15 protein-coding genes, 3 tRNA genes and 2 pseudogenes are annotated in these 20315 nt (G+C 71.5%); 9 read left to right on the plus strand and 11 right to left on the minus strand.

From position 1 onward, the window contains the following. Positions 1–16 precede the first annotated feature (16 nt). Together ACIP4X_RS03160 and ACIP4X_RS03165 are read left to right on the plus strand one after the other, a co-directional pair. The gene (locus ACIP4X_RS03160) at positions 17–802 is read left to right on the plus strand and encodes an ANTAR domain-containing protein (protein WP_358729471.1); all 786 of its coding nucleotides are present in this window, start codon (positions 17–19) and stop codon (positions 800–802) included. 83 nt (positions 803–885) lie between these two features. Further along, entirely contained in the window at positions 886–1047 is a 162-nt protein-coding gene (locus ACIP4X_RS03165; RefSeq protein ID WP_199836493.1) for a hypothetical protein, read from the plus strand. Positions 1048–1207: 160 nt separating this feature from the next. On the opposite strand, the gene ACIP4X_RS03170 is transcribed toward ACIP4X_RS03165, so the two are convergent. From ACIP4X_RS03170 to ACIP4X_RS03180, 3 genes are all read right to left on the minus strand, one after another. Further along, positions 1208–1284: transfer RNA gene (locus ACIP4X_RS03170), tRNA-Ile, on the minus strand. A 188-nt stretch (positions 1285–1472) separates the two neighbouring features. Next, positions 1473–1545, minus strand: a tRNA-Asn gene (locus ACIP4X_RS03175). Positions 1546–1550: 5 nt separating this feature from the next. Continuing rightward, positions 1551–1623 (minus strand) — tRNA-Asn (locus tag ACIP4X_RS03180). Positions 1624–1769: 146 nt separating this feature from the next. Here ACIP4X_RS03180 and ACIP4X_RS03185 point away from each other — a divergent pair. The 4 genes from ACIP4X_RS03185 (at position 1770) to ACIP4X_RS03200 (ending at position 7560) form a co-directional block, all read left to right on the plus strand. Continuing rightward, entirely contained in the window at positions 1770–2072 is a 303-nt protein-coding gene (locus ACIP4X_RS03185) for a YtxH domain-containing protein (protein WP_391453165.1), read from the plus strand. A gap of 93 nt (positions 2073–2165) precedes the next feature. Then, entirely contained in the window at positions 2166–3620 is a 1455-nt protein-coding gene (locus tag ACIP4X_RS03190) for an FGGY family carbohydrate kinase (RefSeq protein WP_358729469.1), read from the plus strand. A 278-nt stretch (positions 3621–3898) separates the two neighbouring features. Further along, positions 3899–5632, plus strand: coding sequence for an ABC transporter ATP-binding protein (locus tag ACIP4X_RS03195; protein WP_358729468.1), 1734 nt, complete (start codon positions 3899–3901; stop codon positions 5630–5632). Then, the gene (locus ACIP4X_RS03200) at positions 5632–7560 is read left to right on the plus strand and encodes an ABC transporter ATP-binding protein (RefSeq protein ID WP_358729467.1); all 1929 of its coding nucleotides are present in this window, start codon (positions 5632–5634) and stop codon (positions 7558–7560) included. The genes ACIP4X_RS03195 and ACIP4X_RS03200 overlap by 1 nt, the downstream gene beginning before the upstream one ends. Before the next feature lie 236 nt (positions 7561–7796). On the opposite strand, the pseudogene ACIP4X_RS03205 reads toward ACIP4X_RS03200, so the two are convergent. The 4 genes and pseudogenes from ACIP4X_RS03205 to ACIP4X_RS03220 all read right to left on the minus strand — a co-directional run bounded on the left by ACIP4X_RS03205 (position 7797) and on the right by ACIP4X_RS03220 (position 13987). Beyond that, positions 7797–8953 (minus strand): annotated as a pseudogene (locus ACIP4X_RS03205) (RNA polymerase sigma factor). Positions 8954–9114: 161 nt separating this feature from the next. After that, positions 9115–11025, minus strand: coding sequence for a DNA primase (dnaG, locus tag ACIP4X_RS03210; RefSeq protein ID WP_358729466.1), 1911 nt, complete (start codon positions 11023–11025; stop codon positions 9115–9117). Between the two features lie 116 nt (positions 11026–11141). Then, positions 11142–12407 carry an FAD-dependent oxidoreductase gene (locus ACIP4X_RS03215; RefSeq protein ID WP_358729465.1) on the minus strand — a complete coding sequence of 422 codons (1266 nt, stop codon included), beginning with the start codon at positions 12405–12407 and terminating at the stop codon, positions 11142–11144. Between the two features lie 194 nt (positions 12408–12601). Next, the gene (locus ACIP4X_RS03220) at positions 12602–13987 is read right to left on the minus strand and encodes a deoxyguanosinetriphosphate triphosphohydrolase (RefSeq protein WP_391453159.1); all 1386 of its coding nucleotides are present in this window, start codon (positions 13985–13987) and stop codon (positions 12602–12604) included. A gap of 283 nt (positions 13988–14270) precedes the next feature. On the opposite strand from ACIP4X_RS03220, the gene ACIP4X_RS03225 reads away from it, so the two are divergent. After that, positions 14271–15014: an ElyC/SanA/YdcF family protein gene (locus tag ACIP4X_RS03225; protein WP_358729463.1), complete on the plus strand. Its 744-nt coding sequence runs from the start codon at positions 14271–14273 to the stop codon at positions 15012–15014. Between the two features lie 119 nt (positions 15015–15133). On the opposite strand, the gene ACIP4X_RS03230 is transcribed toward ACIP4X_RS03225, so the two are convergent. Further along, positions 15134–15586 (minus strand): gamma-glutamylcyclotransferase family protein, encoded by a 453-nt coding sequence (locus ACIP4X_RS03230; RefSeq protein WP_358729462.1) that lies wholly within the window; start codon positions 15584–15586, stop codon positions 15134–15136. Positions 15587–15714: 128 nt separating this feature from the next. Here ACIP4X_RS03230 and ACIP4X_RS03235 point away from each other — a divergent pair, with 128 nt between their 5' ends. Continuing rightward, positions 15715–17358: a M4 family metallopeptidase gene (locus tag ACIP4X_RS03235; RefSeq protein ID WP_401346366.1), complete on the plus strand. Its 1644-nt coding sequence runs from the start codon at positions 15715–15717 to the stop codon at positions 17356–17358. 63 nt (positions 17359–17421) lie between these two features. Here ACIP4X_RS03235 and ACIP4X_RS03240 read toward each other — a convergent pair whose 3' ends face one another. From ACIP4X_RS03240 to ACIP4X_RS03250, 3 genes and pseudogenes are all read right to left on the minus strand, one after another. After that, complete coding sequence (locus ACIP4X_RS03240; RefSeq protein ID WP_401346369.1) at positions 17422–18621, minus strand: NAD(P)/FAD-dependent oxidoreductase; 1200 nt, start codon at positions 18619–18621, stop codon at positions 17422–17424. 91 nt (positions 18622–18712) lie between these two features. Then, positions 18713–19657 carry an RNA polymerase sigma factor SigJ gene (sigJ, locus tag ACIP4X_RS03245; RefSeq protein ID WP_391453151.1) on the minus strand — a complete coding sequence of 315 codons (945 nt, stop codon included), beginning with the start codon at positions 19655–19657 and terminating at the stop codon, positions 18713–18715. Between the two features lie 11 nt (positions 19658–19668). After that, positions 19669–19791, minus strand: a pseudogene (locus ACIP4X_RS03250) (VapC toxin family PIN domain ribonuclease); the annotation flags it as partial. A gap of 181 nt (positions 19792–19972) precedes the next feature. On the opposite strand from ACIP4X_RS03250, the gene ACIP4X_RS03255 reads away from it, so the two are divergent. Beyond that, positions 19973–20302 carry a CU044_2847 family protein gene (locus ACIP4X_RS03255; RefSeq protein ID WP_358729458.1) on the plus strand — a complete coding sequence of 110 codons (330 nt, stop codon included), beginning with the start codon at positions 19973–19975 and terminating at the stop codon, positions 20300–20302. The last annotated feature ends 13 nt before the right edge of the window (positions 20303–20315 follow it).

Raw genomic sequence — 20315 nt, forward strand, 5'->3', positions numbered from 1 at the left:
ACGGACGAGGCGGGAGATGGCCGCAACGGCACCACGAACCCACGTACGTCGGCGGAGCACCCCGAACGGCACGCTCACCGTCGACGTCCGCACGGACCCGGTGGCCGCCCGGGCGTCGCTCACCGCGCGCGGGGAGCTGGTCCACGGCTGCGCGGAGGCCCTGGTCCAGGCGCTGGCCGAGCTGCCGCCGGACATCGGCCGGGTCGACCTGGACATGTCCGGGGTGACGTTCATGGACACCGCCGGACTGGAACTCCTGGACACCCTCGACGACCGCGGCCGGCGCCCGCCGGTCCGGGTGACCGCGTCCGGCTGGACGGGGCAGCCGCGCCGCGTCCTGGAGCTGACCGGCCTGGACAGCGCGGACGCGCCGCGGCCGCCGGTCGGCGCGGATCCGGAGGCGCCCGAGGGCACCTCGGCGGTGGCCCTGGAACGGACGGAACGGCTGCTCCAGCTTCAGACGGAGGTCGATCAGCTCCGCCGGGCCTTGTCGTCCCGCCCGGTGATCGACCAGGCCCGCGGCGTCCTGATGGCCACCCACGCGTGCACCGCGGAGCATGCCTGGGACATCCTCAGGGATGCCTCCCAGCGCTCCAACACCAAGCTGCACGCGGTGGCCGCCGCGATCATCGCCGGCGCCCGTGACGACGGCCCCGCGCCGCCCCAGGAGATCCGCACGGCCCTGCGCGCCGCGCTCGCCCGGCACACCGGCCCCGGCCCGGACACCGACACCCCGCCGTGCGAGGACGGCCCGGACACCCCGCCGCGCGAAGTCGATCCCGACACCCCGCAGGAACGGTGACGGACCGGCCACCGGGGTACCCGGAACGTGGACGAGTCACCAGCCCCGTCCGCAGGAGTCACCCCTCCGCAGGAGTCACCACCATGAGAGAGCACACCCCTTCCCAGGCCGAGGGCGAACGCGACGACGAGGGCACGCAGCGCGCCGCAGGACCGCCGGACACGCCGTACCCGACCCCTTCCCAGGCCGAGGGCGACCGCGACGATCTGCCGGAGACCGCCGACCCCGCCGACGACCGTTCCTGAGCGGCCCGTCAGTAGCCCGTCCGCGGCGGCCGTTGCTCCGGCCGAGTGCAAAACGGGCCAACACGCGCCGAAGGCCCCCGGATCCACTTCCGGGGGCCACAGACTGGCTGGGAATGACCGGCGTAACCGCTGGTCACATCGATTCTGCGCGGGTAGCGCCTGGTGGGGCGGGTGGGACTCGAACCCACGGCCGACGGATTATGAGTCCGCTGCTCTAACCGGCTGAGCTACCGCCCCGTTGCGGCGCGTCGCGTACAAGTGTGCGCGCCGTCTGCCGCAGCATAGCCGCTCATACGATCTCCTGCTTCGGATGGTCGTCTTCCGCGGCCGTTCACGACCTTGAGGACTTCACCGACGCCGCGGCGGTTCCCCAGGGGCATGAAACCGGACATGAAAAAGGACCCCGGAGGGTCCTCGTTCAGCTGCTCCCCCGACTGGACTCGAACCAGTAACCTGCCGGTTAACAGCCGGCTGCTCTGCCAATTGAGCTACGGAGGACCGAGCTCCCCCGACTGGACTCGAACCAGTAACCTGCCGGTTAACAGCCGGCTGCTCTGCCAATTGAGCTACGGAGGAATGCCTCGTTGCATCGAACGCACCTACCCGGGTATTCGCCAGGGGGCGCGCGCTCGCTGCGACACATACATTAGCGCAAGCAGGGGGGTGCTCCGCCAATCGGTTCTCCCCGGCTGTGACCTCTAGGCAAGGGAAGGGTGGCCGCCATGCGTTACCGGCTCACGTTCATCGCAGGGATCGCCGTGGGTTACGTGCTGGGCACGAGGGCCGGACGTGAACGCTACGAGCAGCTGAAGAAGTCCGCGGGCCGGATCGCCCAGAACCCCGCCGTGCGCAACACCGCCGAGACCGCGGCGCAGCAGGGCCGGCAGTTCGCGGACCGGGCCTATCACACGGTCAGCGAGAAGGTCGGCGACCGCATTCCCGAGTCGGTCGCCCAGCGGGTGCGCTCGCTGCGCGCCCACTCCAACGGCAGCCGCGAGGACGACTGGGGCACCAGCAACACGTGACCGGACCGCCCCGGCGGCACCGCGCGCGCGTCCCCTGCGGTGCCGGGGCGGCCGCGGCCCGAGCAAGGGCGGCGGTACGGCAGAATTTTAGCCATGGGGATAGTCGCCGGGTTGGACAGTTCGCCCGATTTCACTCGTATCGTCGTATGCGACGCGGACACGGGGTCCGTACTCAGGCAGGGATACGCGCAGCATCCGGTGGAGACGCCGGAGGGCGGCGGACGTTCCGCCGACGTCGATCCGCAGGCCTGGCTGCTGTCCCTGGGGGAGGCGGCGGGCGGCGGGCTCCTGGAGGGCGTGCAGGCGATCGGCGTCTCCGCGCAGCAGAACGCGCTGGTCCCGATCGACGCCCAGGGCGCGACGGTGCGGCCCGCGATGGTCGGCGGCGACCGGCGGGCGCAGGTCGCGGCGGCCGACCTGATCGACGCGCTCGGCGGCCGCGAGATCTGGGCGCAGTCGGTCGGCTGCGTGCCACAGGCCCCGCTGCCGGTGACCAAGCTGCGCTGGTTCGCGAAGAACGAGCCCGAGGCGGCCGGCCGCACCGCGCTCCTGCTCCAGGCGCACGACTGGCTGGTGTGGCAGTTGCTGGGACGGCCGATGCGGAGCACCACCGACCGCGGCGGCGCCTCCGGCACCGGCTACTGGTCGGCCGCCACCGGCACCTACCGGCCCGACCTGGTCGAGCTGGCGCTCGGCCGGCAGGCCGCGCTGCCCGAGGTGATCGGTCCCGCCGAGGCGGCCGGCACCACCCCCGAGGGGCTGCTGATCTCGGCGGGGACCGGGGAGACCATGGCCGCCGCCTTCGGCCTCGGGCTGGGTCTGGGCGACGCGGTCGTCTCCCTCGGCGCCTCCGGTTCGGTGATGGCCGTTCACCCCGAGGCGCTCGTCGACCCGACAGGGATGATCACCTCGCTGGCCGACGCCACCGGCATGCACCTGCCGGTCGTGACCACGCTGAACGCGGTGCGGGCGCTGCGCGGCACCGCCGAACTGCTGGGCATGCCCGACCTGGAGGGCCTGTCGGACCTGGCGATGAAGTCGACGCCGGGCTCGCACGGACTCGTGCTGCTGCCCTATCTGGAGGGCGAGCGGACGCCCAGCCTGCCGCACACGGCCGGGATGCTCGCCGGGCTCCGGCGGGAGTCGATGAAGCCGGAGCATGTGGCGCGGGCCGCGTTCGAGGGCATGCTGTGCGGGCTCGCGGACGCGCTCGACGTGCTGCGCGGGCGGGGCGTGGAGGTGCGCCGGGTCTTCCTGCTCGGTCCCGCCGCCGAGCTGCCCGCCGTACAGGCCGTCGCTCCGGCGGTGTTCGGCGCGCAGGTCGTCGTGCCGCAGCCGGCCGACTACGCCGCGCTCGGCGCCGCCCGGCAGGCCGCCTGGGCGCTCGGCGCCTCGCAGGGCACCCTCGATCCACGCACCCCGCCGGCCTGGCAGGGCGCGGTGGCCCAGGTCCTGGAGCCCGGCGAGGATCTGGCGGTGGGCCAGGCGGTGCGCCAGCAGTACGTGTCGGTACGTGAGCAGGTTCACCCGGGGGCCTTCGCGGGGTGACACCCTGCCCCGCGGCCCCTTTTGACCCCGCAGAGTTTTTAGGACTTATCAGACATAAGGACTGGCCGTGGGGGTCGCAATAACCATCCACACGGGGACGTTTGGGACATAACGGTTCACTCGTGCGACGGATCGCGGGACGCGGGGTCAAGGGCCGACCAGGACTCGGCCATTGACCCACGGGCGGATTAATCGGTTGAGGTAACGCGGGTGGAGTGTTCGACGATAGGTGCCAGGGGACACCGACCGCCCCCACCGCCGACTGCGAGAGACCCAGCGTGCTCATACGACTCCTGCGGACCCATCTGAGGCCCTACAAGAAACCCATAGCCCTCCTGGTGCTGCTGCAGTTCCTGCAGACCTGCGCCACGCTCTACCTGCCCACGCTGAACGCCCACATCATCGACAACGGTGTGGTGAAGGGTGACACCGGTTACATCCTGACCTTCGGCGCCGTGATGATCGGCATCTCCCTTGCACAGGTCGTGTGCAACATCGGTGCCGTCTACTTCGGCGCCCGCACCGCCTCGGCGCTCGGCCGGGACGTACGGGCGGCCGTCTTCGACCGTGTGCAGTCCTTCTCGGCCCGCGAGGTCGGCAACTTCGGGGCGCCCTCCCTCATCACCCGGACGACGAACGACGTGCAGCAGGTCCAGATGCTGGTCCTGATGACGTTCACCCTGATGGTGTCGGCGCCCATCATGTGTGTGGGCGGTGTCGTCCTGGCCCTCGGCCTGGACGTGCCGCTGTCCGCGGTGCTGGTCGCCGTCGTCCCCGTGCTCGGCATCTGCGTGACCCTGATCGTGCGCAGGCTGCGTCCGCTGTTCCGGTCCATGCAGAAGCGCCTGGACGTGGTGAACCGGGTGCTGCGCGAGCAGATCACCGGCAACCGCGTGATCCGCGCCTTCGTCCGCGACGAGTACGAGAAGGACCGCTTCCGCGGGGCCAACGCCGACCTGACGGAGATGTCGCTGGCCACCGGCCGGCTGCTCGCGCTGATGTTCCCGATGGTGATGACGGTGGTGAACGTGTCGTCCATCGCCGTGGTGTGGTTCGGCGCCCACCGCATCGACAGCGGCGGGATGCAGATCGGCGACCTGACCGCGTTCCTCGCCTATCTGATGCAGATCGTGATGTCCGTGATGATGGCGACCTTCATGTTCATGATGGTGCCGCGCGCCGAGGTGTGCGCCGAGCGCATCCAGGAGGTTCTGGACACCGAGTCCAGCGTCGTCCCGCCCGTCGCGCCCGTGACCGAGCTGCGCCGCCACGGCCATCTGGAGATCCGCGGCGCGGGCTTCCGCTATCCGGGGGCCGAGGAGCCCGTCCTGCGGGCCGTCGACCTGGTCGCCCGCCCCGGCGAGGTGACCGCCGTCATCGGCTCGACCGGCAGCGGCAAGTCCACCCTGCTCGGACTGGTGCCCCGGCTGTTCGACGCGACCGACGGAGAGGTCCTCGTCGACGGCGTGGACGTACGCACCGTGGGTCCGGAGCTGCTCGCCAGGACGGTCGGCCTGGTCCCGCAGAAGCCGTACCTGTTCGCCGGCACCGTCGCGACCAACCTGCGCTACGGCAACCCGGACGCCACCGACGAGGAGCTGTGGCACGCGCTGAAGGTGGCGCAGGCCAAGGACTTCGTCGGCGGTCTCGAGGGCGGCCTGGACGCGCCGATCTCCCAGGGCGGCACGAACGTCTCCGGCGGCCAGCGCCAGCGTCTGGCCATCGCCCGCACCCTGGTGCAGCGCCCGGAGATCTACCTCTTCGACGACTCCTTCTCGGCCCTCGACTACGCCACCGACGCGGCCCTGCGGGCGGCGCTGGGGCGCGAGACCGCCGAGGCGACCGTCGTCATCGTCGCCCAGCGCGTGGCCACCATCCGCGATGCCGACCGGATCGTCGTCCTGGACGAGGGACGGGTCGTCGGCACCGGCCGCCACCACGAGCTGATGGCGGACAACGAGACCTACCGGGAGATCGTGCTCTCCCAGCTCACGGAAGCGGAGGCAGCCTGATGGCCGGGCCGATGGGGCGCATGATGGGCGGGTCCGGGCCCGACAACCGCTCGCTGAACTTCAAGGAGTCGGGCAAACGGCTCATCGCCCAGTTCAAGCCCGAACGGGCCACCGTCGCCGCCCTGGTGCTGTGCGTGGTCGTGAGCGTCACGCTCAGCGTGATCGGGCCGAAGATCCTCGGCAAGGCCACCGACCTGGTCTTCGCGGGGATCGTCGGCCGGCAGATGCCGGCCGGGGCGACCAAGGGCGAGGTGCTCGCCTCCATGCGGGAGCGCGGCCAGGGCGCGATCGCCGACATGCTGAGGAGCACCGACTTCACCCCCGGCAAGGGCATCGACTTCGGTGCCGTCGGCGAGGTGCTGCTGCTCGCGCTGAGCACGTTCCTGGTGGCCGGCCTGCTGATGGGCGTGGCGACGCGGCTGGTGAACCGGTCGGTGAACCGCACCGTGTTCCGGATGCGCGAGGACGTGCAGACGAAGCTGTCGCGGCTGCCGCTGTCGTACTTCGACAAGCGCCAGCGCGGCGAGGTGCTCTCCCGCGCCACCAACGACATCGACAACATCGGTCAGACGCTCAACCAGTCGATGGGCCAGCTCATCAACTCGTTGCTGACCATCATCGGCGTGCTCGTCATGATGTTCTACGTCTCCTGGATCCTCGCGCTGGTCGCGCTGGTGACCGTGCCGCTGTCGTTCGTCGTCGCCACACGCGTGGGCAAGCGGTCGCAGCCGCACTTCGTGCAGCAGTGGCGCTCGACGGGCCGGCTCAACGCGCACATCGAGGAGATGTACACCGGGCACACCCTGGTGAAGGTGTTCGGGCGGCAGGAGGAGTCGGCGAAGCAGTTCGCCGAGCAGAACGACGCGCTGTACGAGGCCGGGTTCAAGGCGCAGTTCAACAGCGGTGTCATGCAGCCGCTGATGATGTTCGTGTCGAACATCAACTACGTGCTGGTGGCCGTCGTCGGCGGTCTCCGGGTCGCCTCGGGCACGCTGTCCATCGGTGACGTGCAGGCCTTCATCCAGTACTCGCGGCAGTTCTCGATGCCGCTGACCCAGGTGGCCTCGATGGCCAACCTGGTGCAGTCCGGCGTCGCGTCGGCCGAGCGTGTCTTCGAACTGCTGGACGCCGAGGAGCAGACGGCGGACCCGGTGCCGGGCGTACGGCCGGAGGAGCTGCGCGGACGGGTCGCGCTGGAGCACGTGTCGTTCCGCTACGACCCCGAGAAGCCGCTCATCGAGGACCTGTCGCTGACGGTGGAGCCGGGTCACAAGGTCGCGATCGTCGGCCCGACCGGCGCGGGCAAGACCACGTTGGTCAACCTGCTCATGCGGTTCTACGACGTCACCGGCGGGCGCATCACGCTCGACGGCATCGACATCGGGAAGATGTCGCGGGACGAACTGCGGTCCGGGATCGGCATGGTGCTCCAGGACACCTGGCTGTTCGGCGGCACCATCGCGGAGAACATCGCCTACGGCGCCTCCCGCGAGGTCACCCGCGGCGAGATCGAGGAGGCGGCGCGGGCCGCGCACGCGGACCGGTTCGTGCGGACGCTGCCCGACGGCTACGACACCGTGATCGACGACGAGGGCTCCGGGGTGAGCGCCGGTGAGAAGCAGCTCATCACCATCGCGCGGGCGTTCCTGTCCGACCCGGTGATCCTCGTCCTGGACGAGGCGACCAGCTCGGTCGACACCCGTACCGAGGTGCTGATCCAGAAGGCGATGGCCAAACTCCAGCACGGCAGGACGTCGTTCGTCATCGCGCACCGGCTCTCCACGATCCGGGACGCGGACACGATCCTCGTCATGGAGAACGGTTCCATCGTCGAACAGGGCGCCCACGACGAGCTGCTGGCGGCCGAGGGGGCGTACGCCCGCCTCTACAAGGCGCAGTTCGCGCAGGCGGTCGCCGAGGTCGACTGACCGGCGACGCGTCGTACCGGGGGCCGCTCGCCGAGGGGAGCGGCCTGGGGCCTGTCCGGCGGATCAGGTCGCAGAAAACCCACGGTCTCTGATCGACTCGGGTGAGCGGGGGCCGGTGCGTCCGGCTGCAAGGCGGAGGAGGGCGTCGACGCGGAGCGTCGGCAACCGACGACAACGCCGCAGACGGGCGTGCCGGCCCCCGCGTCCGCGGCAGGATCCGCCGGACAGGCCCCAGGTTAGTCAAGGTAGCCGCGGAGCTGGTCGGCGAAGGCGTGGTCGCGCAGCTTGTTGAGGGTCTTGGACTCGATCTGGCGGATCCGCTCCCGGGTCACGCCGAAGAGGCGCCCTATCTCCTCCAGCGTGCGCGGGCGCCCGTCGACGAGCCCGTACCGCAACTGCACGACCTTGCGCTCGCGCTCCCCCAGCGTGGACAGCACGGCCTCCAGGTGCTCGCGCAGCAGCAGGAACGCCGCCGACTCCACGGGCGAGGCGGCGTCGCCGTCCTCGATCAGGTCACCGAGGGCGACCTCGTCCTCCTCGCCGACCGGGGCGTGCAGGGAGACCGGCTCCTGGGCGAGCCGCAGGACCTCGCTCACCCGCTCGGGCGGCAGGTCGAGGAGGGCTGCGACCTCCTCGTGGGCCGGCTCGTAGCCCCGCTCCTGGAGCATCCGCCGCTGCACCCGGACGACCCGGTTGATGAGTTCGACGACGTGCACGGGCACGCGGATGGTGCGGGCCTGGTCGGCCAGGGCGCGGGACATGGCCTGGCGGATCCACCAGGTGGCGTAGGTGGAGAACTTGTAGCCGCGGGCGTAGTCGAACTTCTCCACGGCCCGGATGAGCCCGAGGTTGCCCTCCTGCACGAGGTCGAGCATGGTGAGCCCCCGGCCGACGTACCGCTTCGCCACGGACACCACGAGCCGCAGGTTGGCCTCGATGAGGCGGCGCTTGGCCATCCGGCCCAGCACGACGATCCGGTCCAGGTCCAGGGCGAGCCGGCTGTCCAGGTCCGGGCTGGTGGTCAGCTTCTCCTCCGCGAACAGGCCGGCCTCCACGCGCCGGGCCAGCTCGACCTCCTCGGCGGCGGTGAGCAGCGGGATCCGGCCGATCTCCCGCAGGTACTGGCGGAACAGGTCGGAGGAGGGGCCGCCGCTCTCGGTGCGGACGGGAACCGGTTCGGGAAGCTCGGGCGCGGCCTCCGCGTCCGCCTCCGGGACCGGTCCGGCACCGCCCGGTCCGGCGGGTATGTCGGTCTGGGTGAGGGTCTGGGTCTGCACGGGGGCGACCTCCAGGATGATCGCTGCTGAGGCGTGCGGCAGCGGTACGAGAGGGGCGGAGTCGGCGGCGCCTCGCCACCGTCCGTCCCGTACGCGAGAAGCACAGCCGCGGGGATGCGTCACCCGTGAGGGGCGGAGCGGCCGCGCTCCGAGGACTCAGGCAACCGGACCCAGTGTGGGGTACGACACATCACCGCCACGAGGGGCGTGCGAAGACTTTTTGAGTCCGGTGCGTGACCGGCCGGTTACGCAGACCGCCCGGCGGACCGGCGCGCGCTCACAGCGCTGCCACGCCGCGTTCGCGCAGAGCCTGGTCGTACTGCTGGAGGACCCACAGCTCGTTCTGGGTCGAGGCGAGCTGGGCGGGGTCGCCGCCGGTGCCCAGGCGGGCGACCGTGCTCTGGAGGTCGCGGATGTGGCGTTCGACCGCGCGGCGGCGGACCGTCACCAGCTGGGCGCCCGCGTAGGCCTCGTCGACCGCCCGGCGGAGCAGGATCGCCTCCACCGCCAGCTCGGTGACCATCGCGCGGACCGCGTCGTCCGGGGCGGCCTCGCGGACCCGGGCCAGGTACTCCTGCGGGTCGCCGACGCCGTTCTCGGCGCCGCCCGCGTCCAGGACCGCCTGGCGTACGGCGGCGTACGGCGGGGCGGTGAACTCGTCCACGCCGTAGGCGTCGAAGGCCGGGGAGACCAGCTCCGGGCGTTGCAGGGCGAGTTTGAGCAGTTCGCGTTCGGTGGCGAAGACCGGGTTGCGCAGATTGAGCGCCGGGCCGCGGGGCGCGGGACTCGTCGGCGCGTACTGCTGCTGCGGGCCCCGCTGCCGCTGGTCGGGGGCGGGGCCGCGGCCGCCGCGTTCGCGTGCCCAGCGGGCCAGCTGGGCCACCCGCTTGACCACGAACTGGGTGTCGAGGATGCCGAGCAGTCCGGCGAGCTGCACCGCGACCTCGTGCTGGGCGCCGCTGTTCTTGATCCGGGCCACGACCGGCGCGGCCTCGTCCAGGGCGGAGGCGCGGCCGGCCGGGGTGTCGAGGTCGTAGCGGGCCACGATCTGGCGCAGCGCGAACTCGAAGAGCGGGGTGCGCGGTTCGACCAGGTCGGCGACCGCCTCGTCGCCCTTGGCCAGGCGCAGGTCGCAGGGGTCCATGCCGTCCGGGGCGATGGCGATGTAGGTCTCGGCGGCGAACTTCTGGTCGTCCTCGAAGGCCCGCAGGGCCGCCTTCTGTCCGGCCGCGTCACCGTCGAAGGTGAAGATCACCCGCGCCGATCCGTTGTCCATCAGCAGCCGGCGCAGGATCTTGATGTGGTCGCCGCCGAACGCCGTGCCGCAGGTGGCGATGGCGATCGGCACGCCGGCCAGGTGGCAGGCCATGACGTCGGTGTAGCCCTCGACCACCACCGCCCGGGAGGTCTTCGCGATCTCCTTCTTCGCCAGGTCGATCCCGTAGAGCACCTGGGACTTCTTGTAGATCGCGGTGTCGGGGGTGTTGAGGTACTTCGGTCCGTTGTCCGCCTCGTACAGCTTGCGCGCGCCGAAGCCGACCACGTCGCCGCCGATGTCGCGGATCGGCCACATCAGCCGGCCCCGGAAGCGGTCGATGGGACCGCGGCGGCCCTCCTGGGCGAGCCCGGAGAGGATCAGCTCCTTGTCGGTGAAGCCCTTGCCGCGCAGAAAGCGGGCGAGGTGGTCCCAGCCCTGGGGGCTGTAGCCGACGCCGAAATGGAGGGCTGCGCCCTGGTCGAAGCCGCGTTCGGCGAGGAAGACCCGGCCGGTCTCGGCCTCGGCGGAGTGCGCGAGCTGTTCGGCGTACCAGTCGGCGGCCAGCTTGTGCGCCTCCACCAGGCGGATGCGCTCGCCGCGCTGGTGGGCGGGGTTGTATCCGCCCTCCTCGTAGCGCAGGGTGATGCCGGCCTGGGCGGCCAGCCGCTCGACCGCCTCCGAGAAGGAGAGGTGGTCGATCTTCATCACGAACGTGAGAGTGTCGCCGCCCTCCTGGCAGCCGAAGCAGTGGAAGAGTCCCTTGCTCGGGCTGACCTGGAAGGACGGCGACTTCTCGTCGTGGAACGGGCACAGGCCCTTGAGGTTGCCCCCGCCCGCGTTCCGCAGCTGGAGATACTCGGACACCACGGCGTCGATCGGGACCGCGTCCCGTACCGCCTTCACGTCCTCGTCGTTGATCCGTCCTGCCACGCCAGAAGTCTACGGTGGTCCGCCGCCGGTCCAGAGGCGAGCCGCCCCACCCCCGGCGGGGTCCGGGGGTCGCCCCCCGGGGAATTGCGGCACGGTGGTCCGGCGAGGGTCACCCCCTATGAGGTCAGGCTCTCCAGCGGCACGTGCGGGTCCGCGAGCGCCTCCGTGTCCACCCGCGCCCTCGTGCGGATCAGGTGCTGGATCGGGTCCGTGACGTCCCACACGTTGACGTTCATCCCGGCCAGGACGCGGCCCTCCTTCACCCAGAACGCGATGAACTCACGCTTTCCGGCGTCCCCGCGGATCACCACCTCGTCGTAGGAGCCGGGGGGCGCCCAGCCGCTGTACTCCATGCCGAGGTCGTACTGGTCGGTGAAGAAGTAGGGCACGCGGTCGTAGAGGACCTCCTGGCCGAGCATCGCGCGGGCCGCGGCCGGGCCGCCGTTCAGCGCGTTGGCCCAGTGCTCCACCCGCAGCCGGGTGTCGAACACCCCGTGCGGGAAGGCGGCCACGTCGCCGGCCGCGTAGATGTCCGGGTCGGACGTGCGCAGCCGCTCGTCGACCTTGATGCCGCCGCCGTGGGCGCGGTCGGCCAGCTCCAGGCCCGCCGACTCCGCCAGCGCGACACGCGGCGCGGCGCCGATCGCCGCGAGCACGTCGTGGCAGGGGTGCTCCTCGCCGTCGTCGGTCCGCACGGCGAGCACCATGCCGTCCTGCCCGACGATCTCGGTCAGCCGGGCGCCGAAGTGGAAGCGGACGCCGTGCTCGCGGTGCAGATCGGCGAAGAGCTGGCCGAGCTCGGGGCCGAGCGCGCTGTGCAGCGGGGTGGCGGCCGTCTGGACGACGGTGACCTCCGCGCCGTACTCGCGGGCCGCCGCCGCGACCTCCAGGCCGATCCAGCCGCCACCCGCGATGACGAGGTGGCCGTTGTCCCGGCCGAGGTGGGTCAGCACGTGCTTCAGGCGCTCGGCGTGGGCGAGGCGGCGCAGGTGGTGGACGCCGGCGAGGTCGGTGCCGGGGATGTCCAGGCGGCGCGGCTCGGCGCCGGTGGCCAGCAGCAGCTTGTCGTAGCGCACGTGGGTGCCGTCGTCCCCGTAGTGGACGGTCTTCGCGGCGCGGTCGATCGCGACGACGGTCTGGCCGAGGTGCAGCTCGATGTCGTTCCGCGCGTACCAGGCGGGCTCGTGCACGAAGACGCTGTCGCGCTCCTCCTTGCCGAGCAGGTAGCCCTTGGACAGCGGCGGCCGCTCGTAGGGGTGGTCGCGCTCGTCGCACACGAGGATCACGCGGCCGCTGAAGCCCTCCGCGCGCAGGGTCTCGGCCGCCTTCGCGCCGGCCAGCCCTCCTCCGACGATGACGAATGTCTGATCCGCGTCGACCACTTGATGCCTCCTCGTAAGGGTGCCGCCACATGGGAGCGTCCCGCACGGAGCGTGGTGCGGGAAGAGGGAGTGGCCCGATCAGGCCACGGAGGGTCACCTGGGGAGCCGGTCGGGGTCCCTGGGTTCACTCGCGTCCCACCGGTACCACGGCTGTCCGTAAACGCGCTGTCAATGCCATCCGTGCGCTCCCCCTGTCATGCGGGTCCTCTCAGGCGCGCGTGAAGCGAACGGGCCGAGGCGTCGGTGAGGGAGGCGATCTGGTCGACGAGCACGCGCTTGCGGGCGCGGTCGTCGGCGGCCTGGTCGAACAGGGCACGGAACTGGGGGTCCAGGCCGTGGGGGGCGCGGGCGGTCAGCGCCTCGGCCAGCTCGGCGACCACGATCCGCTGGTCGGCGCGCAGCCGCTCCTGCTCGGCGCGCTGCATGACGTAACGGTCGGCGACGGCCTTGAGGACCGCGCACTCCATTCGGGTGGTCCTGGGGACGACGAGCTCGGCGCCGTACCGCTTGAGGCGCCCGCTTCCGTAGCTCTCCCGGGTGGCGCCCTCGGCGGCCAGGCAGAAGCGGCCGATGAGCTGGCTGGTGGCGTCCTTCAGGCGGGCCTGGGCGACGGCCGAGCCGTCGTAGCCGTGCGGCCACCACTCCTGCTCCAGGAGCCGGTCGAGGGCCTCGGCGAGTTCCTCCGGGTCGGTGTCGGCGGGGACGTAGCGGCCGACGGCGACCGCGAAGACCGCCTGCCGCTCGGGTTCGGCGTGCAGGCAGCCGGGGTCGATGTGGCCGGCGTGCAGTCCGTCCTCCACGTCGTGCACCGAGTACGCCACGTCGTCCGCCCAGTCCATGACCTGGGCCTCGAAGCAGGTGCGGGTGCCGGGCGCGTCCTTGCGCACCCAGTCGAAGACCGGCCGGTCGTCCTCGTAGACGCCGAACTTGGGCGAGGCCGGGTCGGTGGGGTGCTCGCCGCGCGGCCAGGGGTACTTGGTGGCCGCGTCGAGGGCGGCTCGGGTGAGGTTGAGGCCGACGCTGACGAGTTCGTCCGTCTCGGCGTCGGCGACGAACCGCTTGGGTTCGATGCGGGTGAGCAGGCGCAGGGACTGGGCGTTGCCCTCGAAGCCGCCGCAGTCCCGCGCGAACTCGTTCAGCGCCTGTTCGCCGTTGTGCCCGAAGGGCGGGTGGCCCAGGTCGTGGGAGAGGCAGGCCGCCTCCACCAGGTCGGGGTCGCAGCCGAGGGCCGCGCCCAGTTCGCGGCCGACCTGGGCGCATTCGAGCGAGTGGGTGAGCCGGGTACGGGGACTGGCGTCCCAGGCCTGGATGGGGGTCCCCCCTGTTCGAGCGAAGCCGAGAACTTGGGGGAACGTGCCCGGCGTGACCACCTGGGTCTTGCCGGCCAGCCGTCTGAGGGCGGCGGAGTGCAGCACGCGCGCGCGGTCGCGCTGGAAGGCCGTACGCCCCGGCCGCTTGTCCGGCTCGGCGGCCCACCGCTCGACGGCCGACGCCTCGTAACCGGCCGGCGGCACATGGTTCCCGGACGACCGGTGGGCGTGCCCACGCGACCGCGCTGCCTCGGATGCGATCCCTTCCATCCTTCGACAGTAAGCGCACCCAAGGACATCGGGGATGTCACCCTCCACAGCACGCGCATCCGCCGACGGCGGGCGACGACCACGACTCCCCACCGAACCACACCGGATCAAACCCCCTTCCCACACCGCAGTGGGCAGGCCGGGGCGGGCGCGTGTCGGACCCCCCGGGCTCCGGTTCGTGATCGTCGGCGTGAGAATGGGGGCCGGGGAGTGAACCGGGGCGTGGTGGGGTGCGTCCTTGCTGTTCGGGGGCCGTGGAGGCACCTGGGGAGGGAATCGAACGATGCGCCTGACGCATGAGCCGCGCTCGCCGCGCCGAGTGCCGTGGACCCGTCCGCGCCTGCCACGCACCCGCGCCGGACGGCGGCTGCTGACGCAGGTGGTGATGGCCGGGTGCGTACTGGCACTGCTCCCGGCGACCTGGATCCACGTCACGGCCGGAGACCGGCTGCGCACCACGGCCGACGCGCCGCGCACCGACGTCGCCGTCGTCTTCGGCGCGGGCCTGTGGGAAGGGGGGCCGTCGCCGTACCTCGCGCACCGGCTGGACGCGGCGGCGAAGCTGTACCACGAGGGCCGCGTCAAGGTGATCCTGGTGACCGGCGACAACAGCCGCGAGGACTACGACGAACCGGACGCGATGCGCGCCTACCTGACCAAGCGGGGCGTGCCCGGCATCCGGATCGTGAGCGACTACGCCGGCTTCGACACCTGGAGCTCCTGCGTCCGCGCGAAGAAGATCTTCGGCGTGGACCGGGCGGTCCTGGTCACCCAGGGTTTCCACGTCCGGCGCGCGGTCGCCCTGTGCGACGCGGCGGGCATCGACTCCTACGGTGTCGGCGTCGACGCCAAGCACGACGCCACCTGGTACTACGGCGGCACCCGCGAGGTGTTCGCGTCGGGCAAGGCGGCCCTGGAGGCGGTGTTCCAGCCGGACCCGAAGTTCCTGGGCCGCACGGAGCACGGTGTGGCCCGGGCACTGGCCGACGCCGAGCGCCGTCCGGCGACCCCCGTCGACACCCGCTGAGCCCCGCTGAGGTCTCCTGACCCTCGCCCGCGACGGCCCTCCCCGGCCGGGCCGAGCGGGTGTCAGCCCGCCCCGGACCGGCCCGTCACAAGGCGGGCAGCCGCTCGCCTCACCGCCCGTCAGACCGGGTTCCGTGTGTGCCAGTCGCCGCCCGCGATGCGCACGCCCTCGGCGCGCAGCCATCGGGTGACGGACGGTCCGGCGACGTAGACCCAGGCGCGCACGACCGCTCCGTCGCTCTCGCGGACCACATCGCGCTCGACGCGCTCGTAGAGGCTGTGCGGGTCGCCGGCCACGTACTCCTCCAGCCGGTCCAGCGCGGTGAGCACCTCGCCGTACTCCTCCGGCCGTGCGGCGACCAGGTCTCCCCGCACCAGCCCGCCCGGCTCCTCCACGGCGTACGGGTAGCCGGGTCCCTCGTAGAGCACCGCGCCGGACAGCCGGGCGGGCTCCTCGGAGCGGGTGCGGCCGCGCAGGAGCAGGCCGTGGTTGCCCTCGCCCGGGCGCAGGGTGCCGTAGACGAAGAACGGGAGCGGTGCGGACGGCGGCGTCGGAGCGGTCGAAGTCGTCACGGAAACGATTCTCTCTCCCCTCACCCCCACCCGAGGCGCTATGGACATGACATGTCATGAGCACTTAAATCTCAGCAACGCCAGCGCACCCCCGCGCGCCCCCAGGGCGCCCGCGCTCAAGGAGACCGATGAGTCGGACACGGCACATCCGAGGTTCCCGCCTTGCCACGGCCGGTGTGGCCGCCACCACCGCCACCCTGCTGGCCGCCGCCCTCTCCCCCGCCGCACACGCGGAGGGCAGACCCACCCGAACCACCGCGATCCACCACGCCGAGTCGGCGCTCGCCCACCACTCCACAGCCCTGGGCCTCACCTCCGCCGAGGCCACCACCGTCCGGGACGTGATCGTCGACAAGGACGGCGCACAGCACGTCCGTTACGACCGCATGTACCACCAACTGCCCGTACTGGGTGGTGACTTCATCGTCCACCTTACTCCGGACGGCGACTACCGCGGCGCCGATCGGGCCTCGAAGGGCACGGTGTCCCTGCCGAGCACCACGCCCGAGCTCACCGCCCCGAAGGCGGCCGACCTCGCGGTGAACGCGCTGCGCGCGCGGAACCTGGGCACGAAGCTGCAACGGGTCAAGGCCAAGCCCGAGTTGATCGTCGACGCCCTGCACGGCACCCCGCGCCTGGCCTGGCGCACCAACGCGGTCGGGCTGGACTCGCTCGGCAACCCGGTGGCCCGTACGGTCCTCACCGACGCCCGCACGGGCGCGCAGATCGACGCCTGGGACAGCATCGAGACGGCGGCGGGCGACGGGCAGTCGCTCTACAGCGGAACGGTGCCGCTGGAGACCACGCTGTCGGGCTCGACGTACCAGCTCAAGGACCCGACGCGGGGCAACACGTACACGGGCGACGCGGAGAACAAGACCGACCTGTGCATCTTCGGCATCTGCTTCCAGCGCGCCCCCGCCACGCTGTTCACGGACGCCGACAACCACTGGGGCACGGGCACCACCGCGGACCGCGCGTCGGCGGCGGTCGACGCGCAGTACGGCACCAACGAGACCTGGGACTACTACAGATACGTCCACGGCCGCAACGGCATCGCGGGCGACGGCAAGGGCTCGTACAACCGCGTCCACTACGGCAGCAACTACAACAACGCCTTCTGGGACGACAGTTGCTTCTGCATGACGTACGGCGACGGTGACGGCACCACGTTCGGCCCGCTGGTCGCCCTCGACGTGGCCGGCCACGAGATGAGCCACGGCGTGACGTCGAAGACGGCGGCACTGACGTACTCGGGCGAGTCCGGCGGCCTGAACGAGGCCACCTCCGACATCCTGGGCACGCTGGTGGAGTGGTACGCGAACAATCCCGCCGACCCCGGTGACTACCTGATCGGCGAGAAGATCGTCCGCTCCGGCTTCGGCAAGTCGGCCCTGCGCTACATGGACAAGCCCTCCAAGGACGGCAGTTCGGCCGACTGCTGGAGCAGTTCGGTGGGCAACCTCGACGTCCACTACTCCTCGGGCGTCGCCAACCACTTCGCCTACCTGCTCGCCGAGGGCAGCGGCGCCAGGACCGTGAACGGCGTCGCCTACGACTCCCCCACCTGCGACAACTCCTCGGTGACGGGCATCGGCCGCGACAAGCTCGGCCAGATCTGGTACCGGGCCCTGACGGTCTACATGACGTCCTCCACGAAGTACGCCGGCGCGAGGACGGCGACCCTGAACGCCGCCAAGGACCTCTACGGCGCCGGCAGCACGGAGTACAACGCGGTGGCGGCGGCCTGGACCGCGGTCAACGTGAGCTGAGCGAAATCACCGGCACCAAAGCGGGCGTCCTCGGTACGAGGGCGCCCGCTCCACTGCGCGGGGTCAGGCCGACGCCCTGAACACCGAGCCCGCCCGGGCCGGCTCCGGTACGGCGCGGCGGCGCCTGGACGGCAGCCCCGCCATCGGGTTGGCGACGGCCCAGGCCGCGCCCTTGCAGATCAGTTCCTTGTAGACGGCGGCGAGCCGTCCCGTCAGGACCGCCCGGACGGCACGGTCGTCGGCGGTGACGTACTGGATCAGGCCGTGCCCTCGGCCCAGCGAGACGCACTGGTTGAAGTACCGGAGCGGCACGTTGGGGAGCTTCCCGCCGGTCAGGCGGGCCGCGATGGCGTCGGCCGCCTGCCACGCGGTGGGGATGCCCGAGGCGCACGACATCCGCAGCGGCTTGTCGCCGGGACCCGTCGCCATGGCCGCGTCGCCGACGGCGTACACGTCCGGATGCGAGACCGAGCGCATCGTCCCGTCCACCACGATTTGGCCCGTACCGGTGACCTCCAGGGTGGTGGCCTTCGCGACCGGGTGAACGGCGAAGCCCGCGGTCCACACGGTGATCGCCGACGGCAGGTACCCGCCGTCGGCCGTGGCGACGCGGTCGGCCTCGACCCCGGTCACGGCGGTGTCCTCGTGCACGGTGATGCGGAGCTTGCCGAAGACCTTTCGCAGGTGCCGGCGGCCTCCGGGCGAGAGCCAGTCACCGAGGCCGCCGCGGGCGGCGAGGGCGACGTCGAGGTCCGGGCGGGCCCCGGCGATCTCGGTCGCGGCCTCCACGCCGGTGAGGCCGCCGCCGACCACGACCACGGGCTGTCCGGGCTCCAGGCCCGCCAGGCGCTCGCGCAGCCGGAGCGCTCCGGGGCGACCGGCGATCTCGTGGGCGTGCTCGGTGGTGCCGGGGACGCCCTGGTCGTTCCAGCCGCTGCCGAGGGCGTACACGAGGGTGTCGTACTCCAGCTCCCCGGCAGCACCGTCCGCTTCGACGACGGCGACGGTCCTGCGGTCGACGTCGACGCCGGCGACCCTCGCGAGCCTCAACTCGACGCCGGTGCCCGCGAACATCTCGCTGAAGGGCCGGGGCCTCAGGCGCCGGCCGACCGCGAGCTGGTGCATCCGCACGCGCTCGACGAAGTCGGGCTCGGCGTTGACGAGGGTGATGGAGACGTCGTCGCGGTGCAGCCGCCTGGCGAGACGGCCGGCCGTGATGGCTCCGGTGTATCCGGCTCCGAGAACGATGATGCGGTGCTGCATGTCGTTGCTCCTGTCCGATCGGGGTCGCCACTTGAACCGGGCGGCCCGCCGTTTCCTGACAGGAACGCGATGTGAAGCACCTCACATCAATTCAGAAGGCGTTGAACAGGGGTTCACCGTGGCCGGTGGCCGCCCACCACCGGGTCGCGCGTCCGAGCTTGTCGGGGTTGGCCTGGTTGCGGAACGCGGCGATGCCCTCGGCGGTGACCTCCAGGCACATCACGCCGACGACCCGGCCGTCGAGGACCGCCACGACGGCCGGACCGCCGTTGGCGGTCGTGGCGTAGACCTCGGGTGAACCGCCGACCAGGGCGCGCTTGGCCTTACCGGGTTTGAACAGGCCCCGCATGAACTTCGCGACCGCGAGGGCACCTTCGAACGCCTTGGCGCGGGCCGGGACCTTGCCGCCACCGTCGCCGATCGAGACGGCGTCCTCGGTGAGCAGCCGCACGAGCGGCTCGGTCCGGCCGCTGGTGGCGGCCGCGAGGAACTCGCCGACGATCCTCCGGGCGGCGGCCTCGTCGATCTCGGTGCGGGACCTGCCGTCCGCGACGTGCTTCTTGGCACGGTGCAGGATCTGCTGGCTGGCGGCCTCGGTGATGTCGAGGATCCGGGCGATCTCCCGGTGCGGGTAGCCGAAGGCCTCCCTCAGCACGTACACCGCCCGCTCGCCCGGGGTGAGGCGCTCCAGCAAGGTCAGAACCGCGTACGAAACCGATTCGCGCTGCTCGGCGGTTTCGGCCGGGCCGAGCATGGGGTCGCCGGCCAGCAGCGGCTCCGGGAGCCACTGGCCCACGTAGGTCTCGCGCCGCGCGCGGGCCGAGGTGAGCTGGTTGAGGCACAGGTTGGTGAGCACCTTCGTCAGCCACGCCTCGGGAACGTCGATGCCGCCGACGTCGGCGGCCTGCCAGCGAAGGAACGTGTCCTGCACGGCGTCCTCCGCCTCACTCGCGGAGCCGAGCAGGCGGTAGGCGAGGGCCTCCAGACGCGGCCTGAACGCCTCGAACCGGTCCACATCACTCACGGTCAGGGCCATGGCCCCGGATCTTAGGCGATGTCGTGGACGTTGTGCTCGGTCAGGTCGGGTGCGTGCCGGGCGATGGCACGGTAGTCGGCATCGTCGTGGAGGACCGTCAGCCCGTGGTGGGCGGCGGTGGCGGCGGACAGCATGCGGCCCGGCCCCTCGAACGTACGCGAGAACGACGACTCGCCCCAGGCACGGTTCGCCATGGCCGTCCGGCGACGTGGGCGTGGCCGGAATTGAGTGAGCCAGGAGCAATGTTCTGTCCTCCCTGTTCGCTGATGATTACGATCGACGGCGCAGCACCACGATGCCGGGGGTGGAGAAGCGATGCCGCAAGTCGTCAGTGTTCCGCTCGACAGCGGGGAGGATCTCCGCATCGAGGTCGATATGCGCGACGAGAACGGCTGGACTCGCGCTGGACGTGCGCAGGACGCCGCCGATGCCGTGAGCCGCACCCTCCAGGACGCCTTGGCGCCGATACGACCCGGGATGCAGGCGATCGTCGACCATTTGCGAGGCGGTGTTGCTCCCCCGGACAGCATCAAGCTGGAGTTCGGGATCAAGTTCTCCGCCGACGCCGGCGTGGTGGTGGCCCGTACCGCCGCTGAGGCGAACTTCTCCGTCGTGGTGGAATGGAACCGCCCGTCCGAGCGGTGACTGGCGTAGCCGC

Origin of the sequence: Streptomyces sp. NPDC088817 (assembly GCF_044750345.1) — a bacterium.
GTDB lineage: Bacteria > Actinomycetota > Actinomycetes > Streptomycetales > Streptomycetaceae > Streptomyces.

Bases quoted from the DNA above. Each gene is read 5' to 3' on its own strand.
- ACIP4X_RS03160 (WP_358729471.1), top strand. From the start codon at position 17: ATGGCCGCAACGGCACCACGAACCCACGTACGTCGGCGGAGCACCCCG.
- ACIP4X_RS03165 (WP_199836493.1), top strand. From the start codon at position 886: ATGAGAGAGCACACCCCTTCCCAGGCCGAGGGCGAACGCGACGACGAG.
- ACIP4X_RS03185 (WP_391453165.1), top strand. From the start codon at position 1,770: ATGCGTTACCGGCTCACGTTCATCGCAGGGATCGCCGTGGGTTACGTG.
- ACIP4X_RS03190 (WP_358729469.1), top strand. From the start codon at position 2,166: ATGGGGATAGTCGCCGGGTTGGACAGTTCGCCCGATTTCACTCGTATC.
- ACIP4X_RS03200 (WP_358729467.1), top strand. From the start codon at position 5,632: ATGGCCGGGCCGATGGGGCGCATGATGGGCGGGTCCGGGCCCGACAAC.
- ACIP4X_RS03220 (WP_391453159.1), bottom strand. From the start codon at position 13,987: ATGGAAGGGATCGCATCCGAGGCAGCGCGGTCGCGTGGGCACGCCCAC.
- ACIP4X_RS03225 (WP_358729463.1), top strand. From the start codon at position 14,271: ATGCGCCTGACGCATGAGCCGCGCTCGCCGCGCCGAGTGCCGTGGACC.
- ACIP4X_RS03235 (WP_401346366.1), top strand. From the start codon at position 15,715: ATGAGTCGGACACGGCACATCCGAGGTTCCCGCCTTGCCACGGCCGGT.
- ACIP4X_RS03240 (WP_401346369.1), bottom strand. From the start codon at position 18,621: ATGCAGCACCGCATCATCGTTCTCGGAGCCGGATACACCGGAGCCATC.
- sigJ (WP_391453151.1), bottom strand. From the start codon at position 19,657: ATGGCCCTGACCGTGAGTGATGTGGACCGGTTCGAGGCGTTCAGGCCG.
- ACIP4X_RS03255 (WP_358729458.1), top strand. From the start codon at position 19,973: ATGCCGCAAGTCGTCAGTGTTCCGCTCGACAGCGGGGAGGATCTCCGC.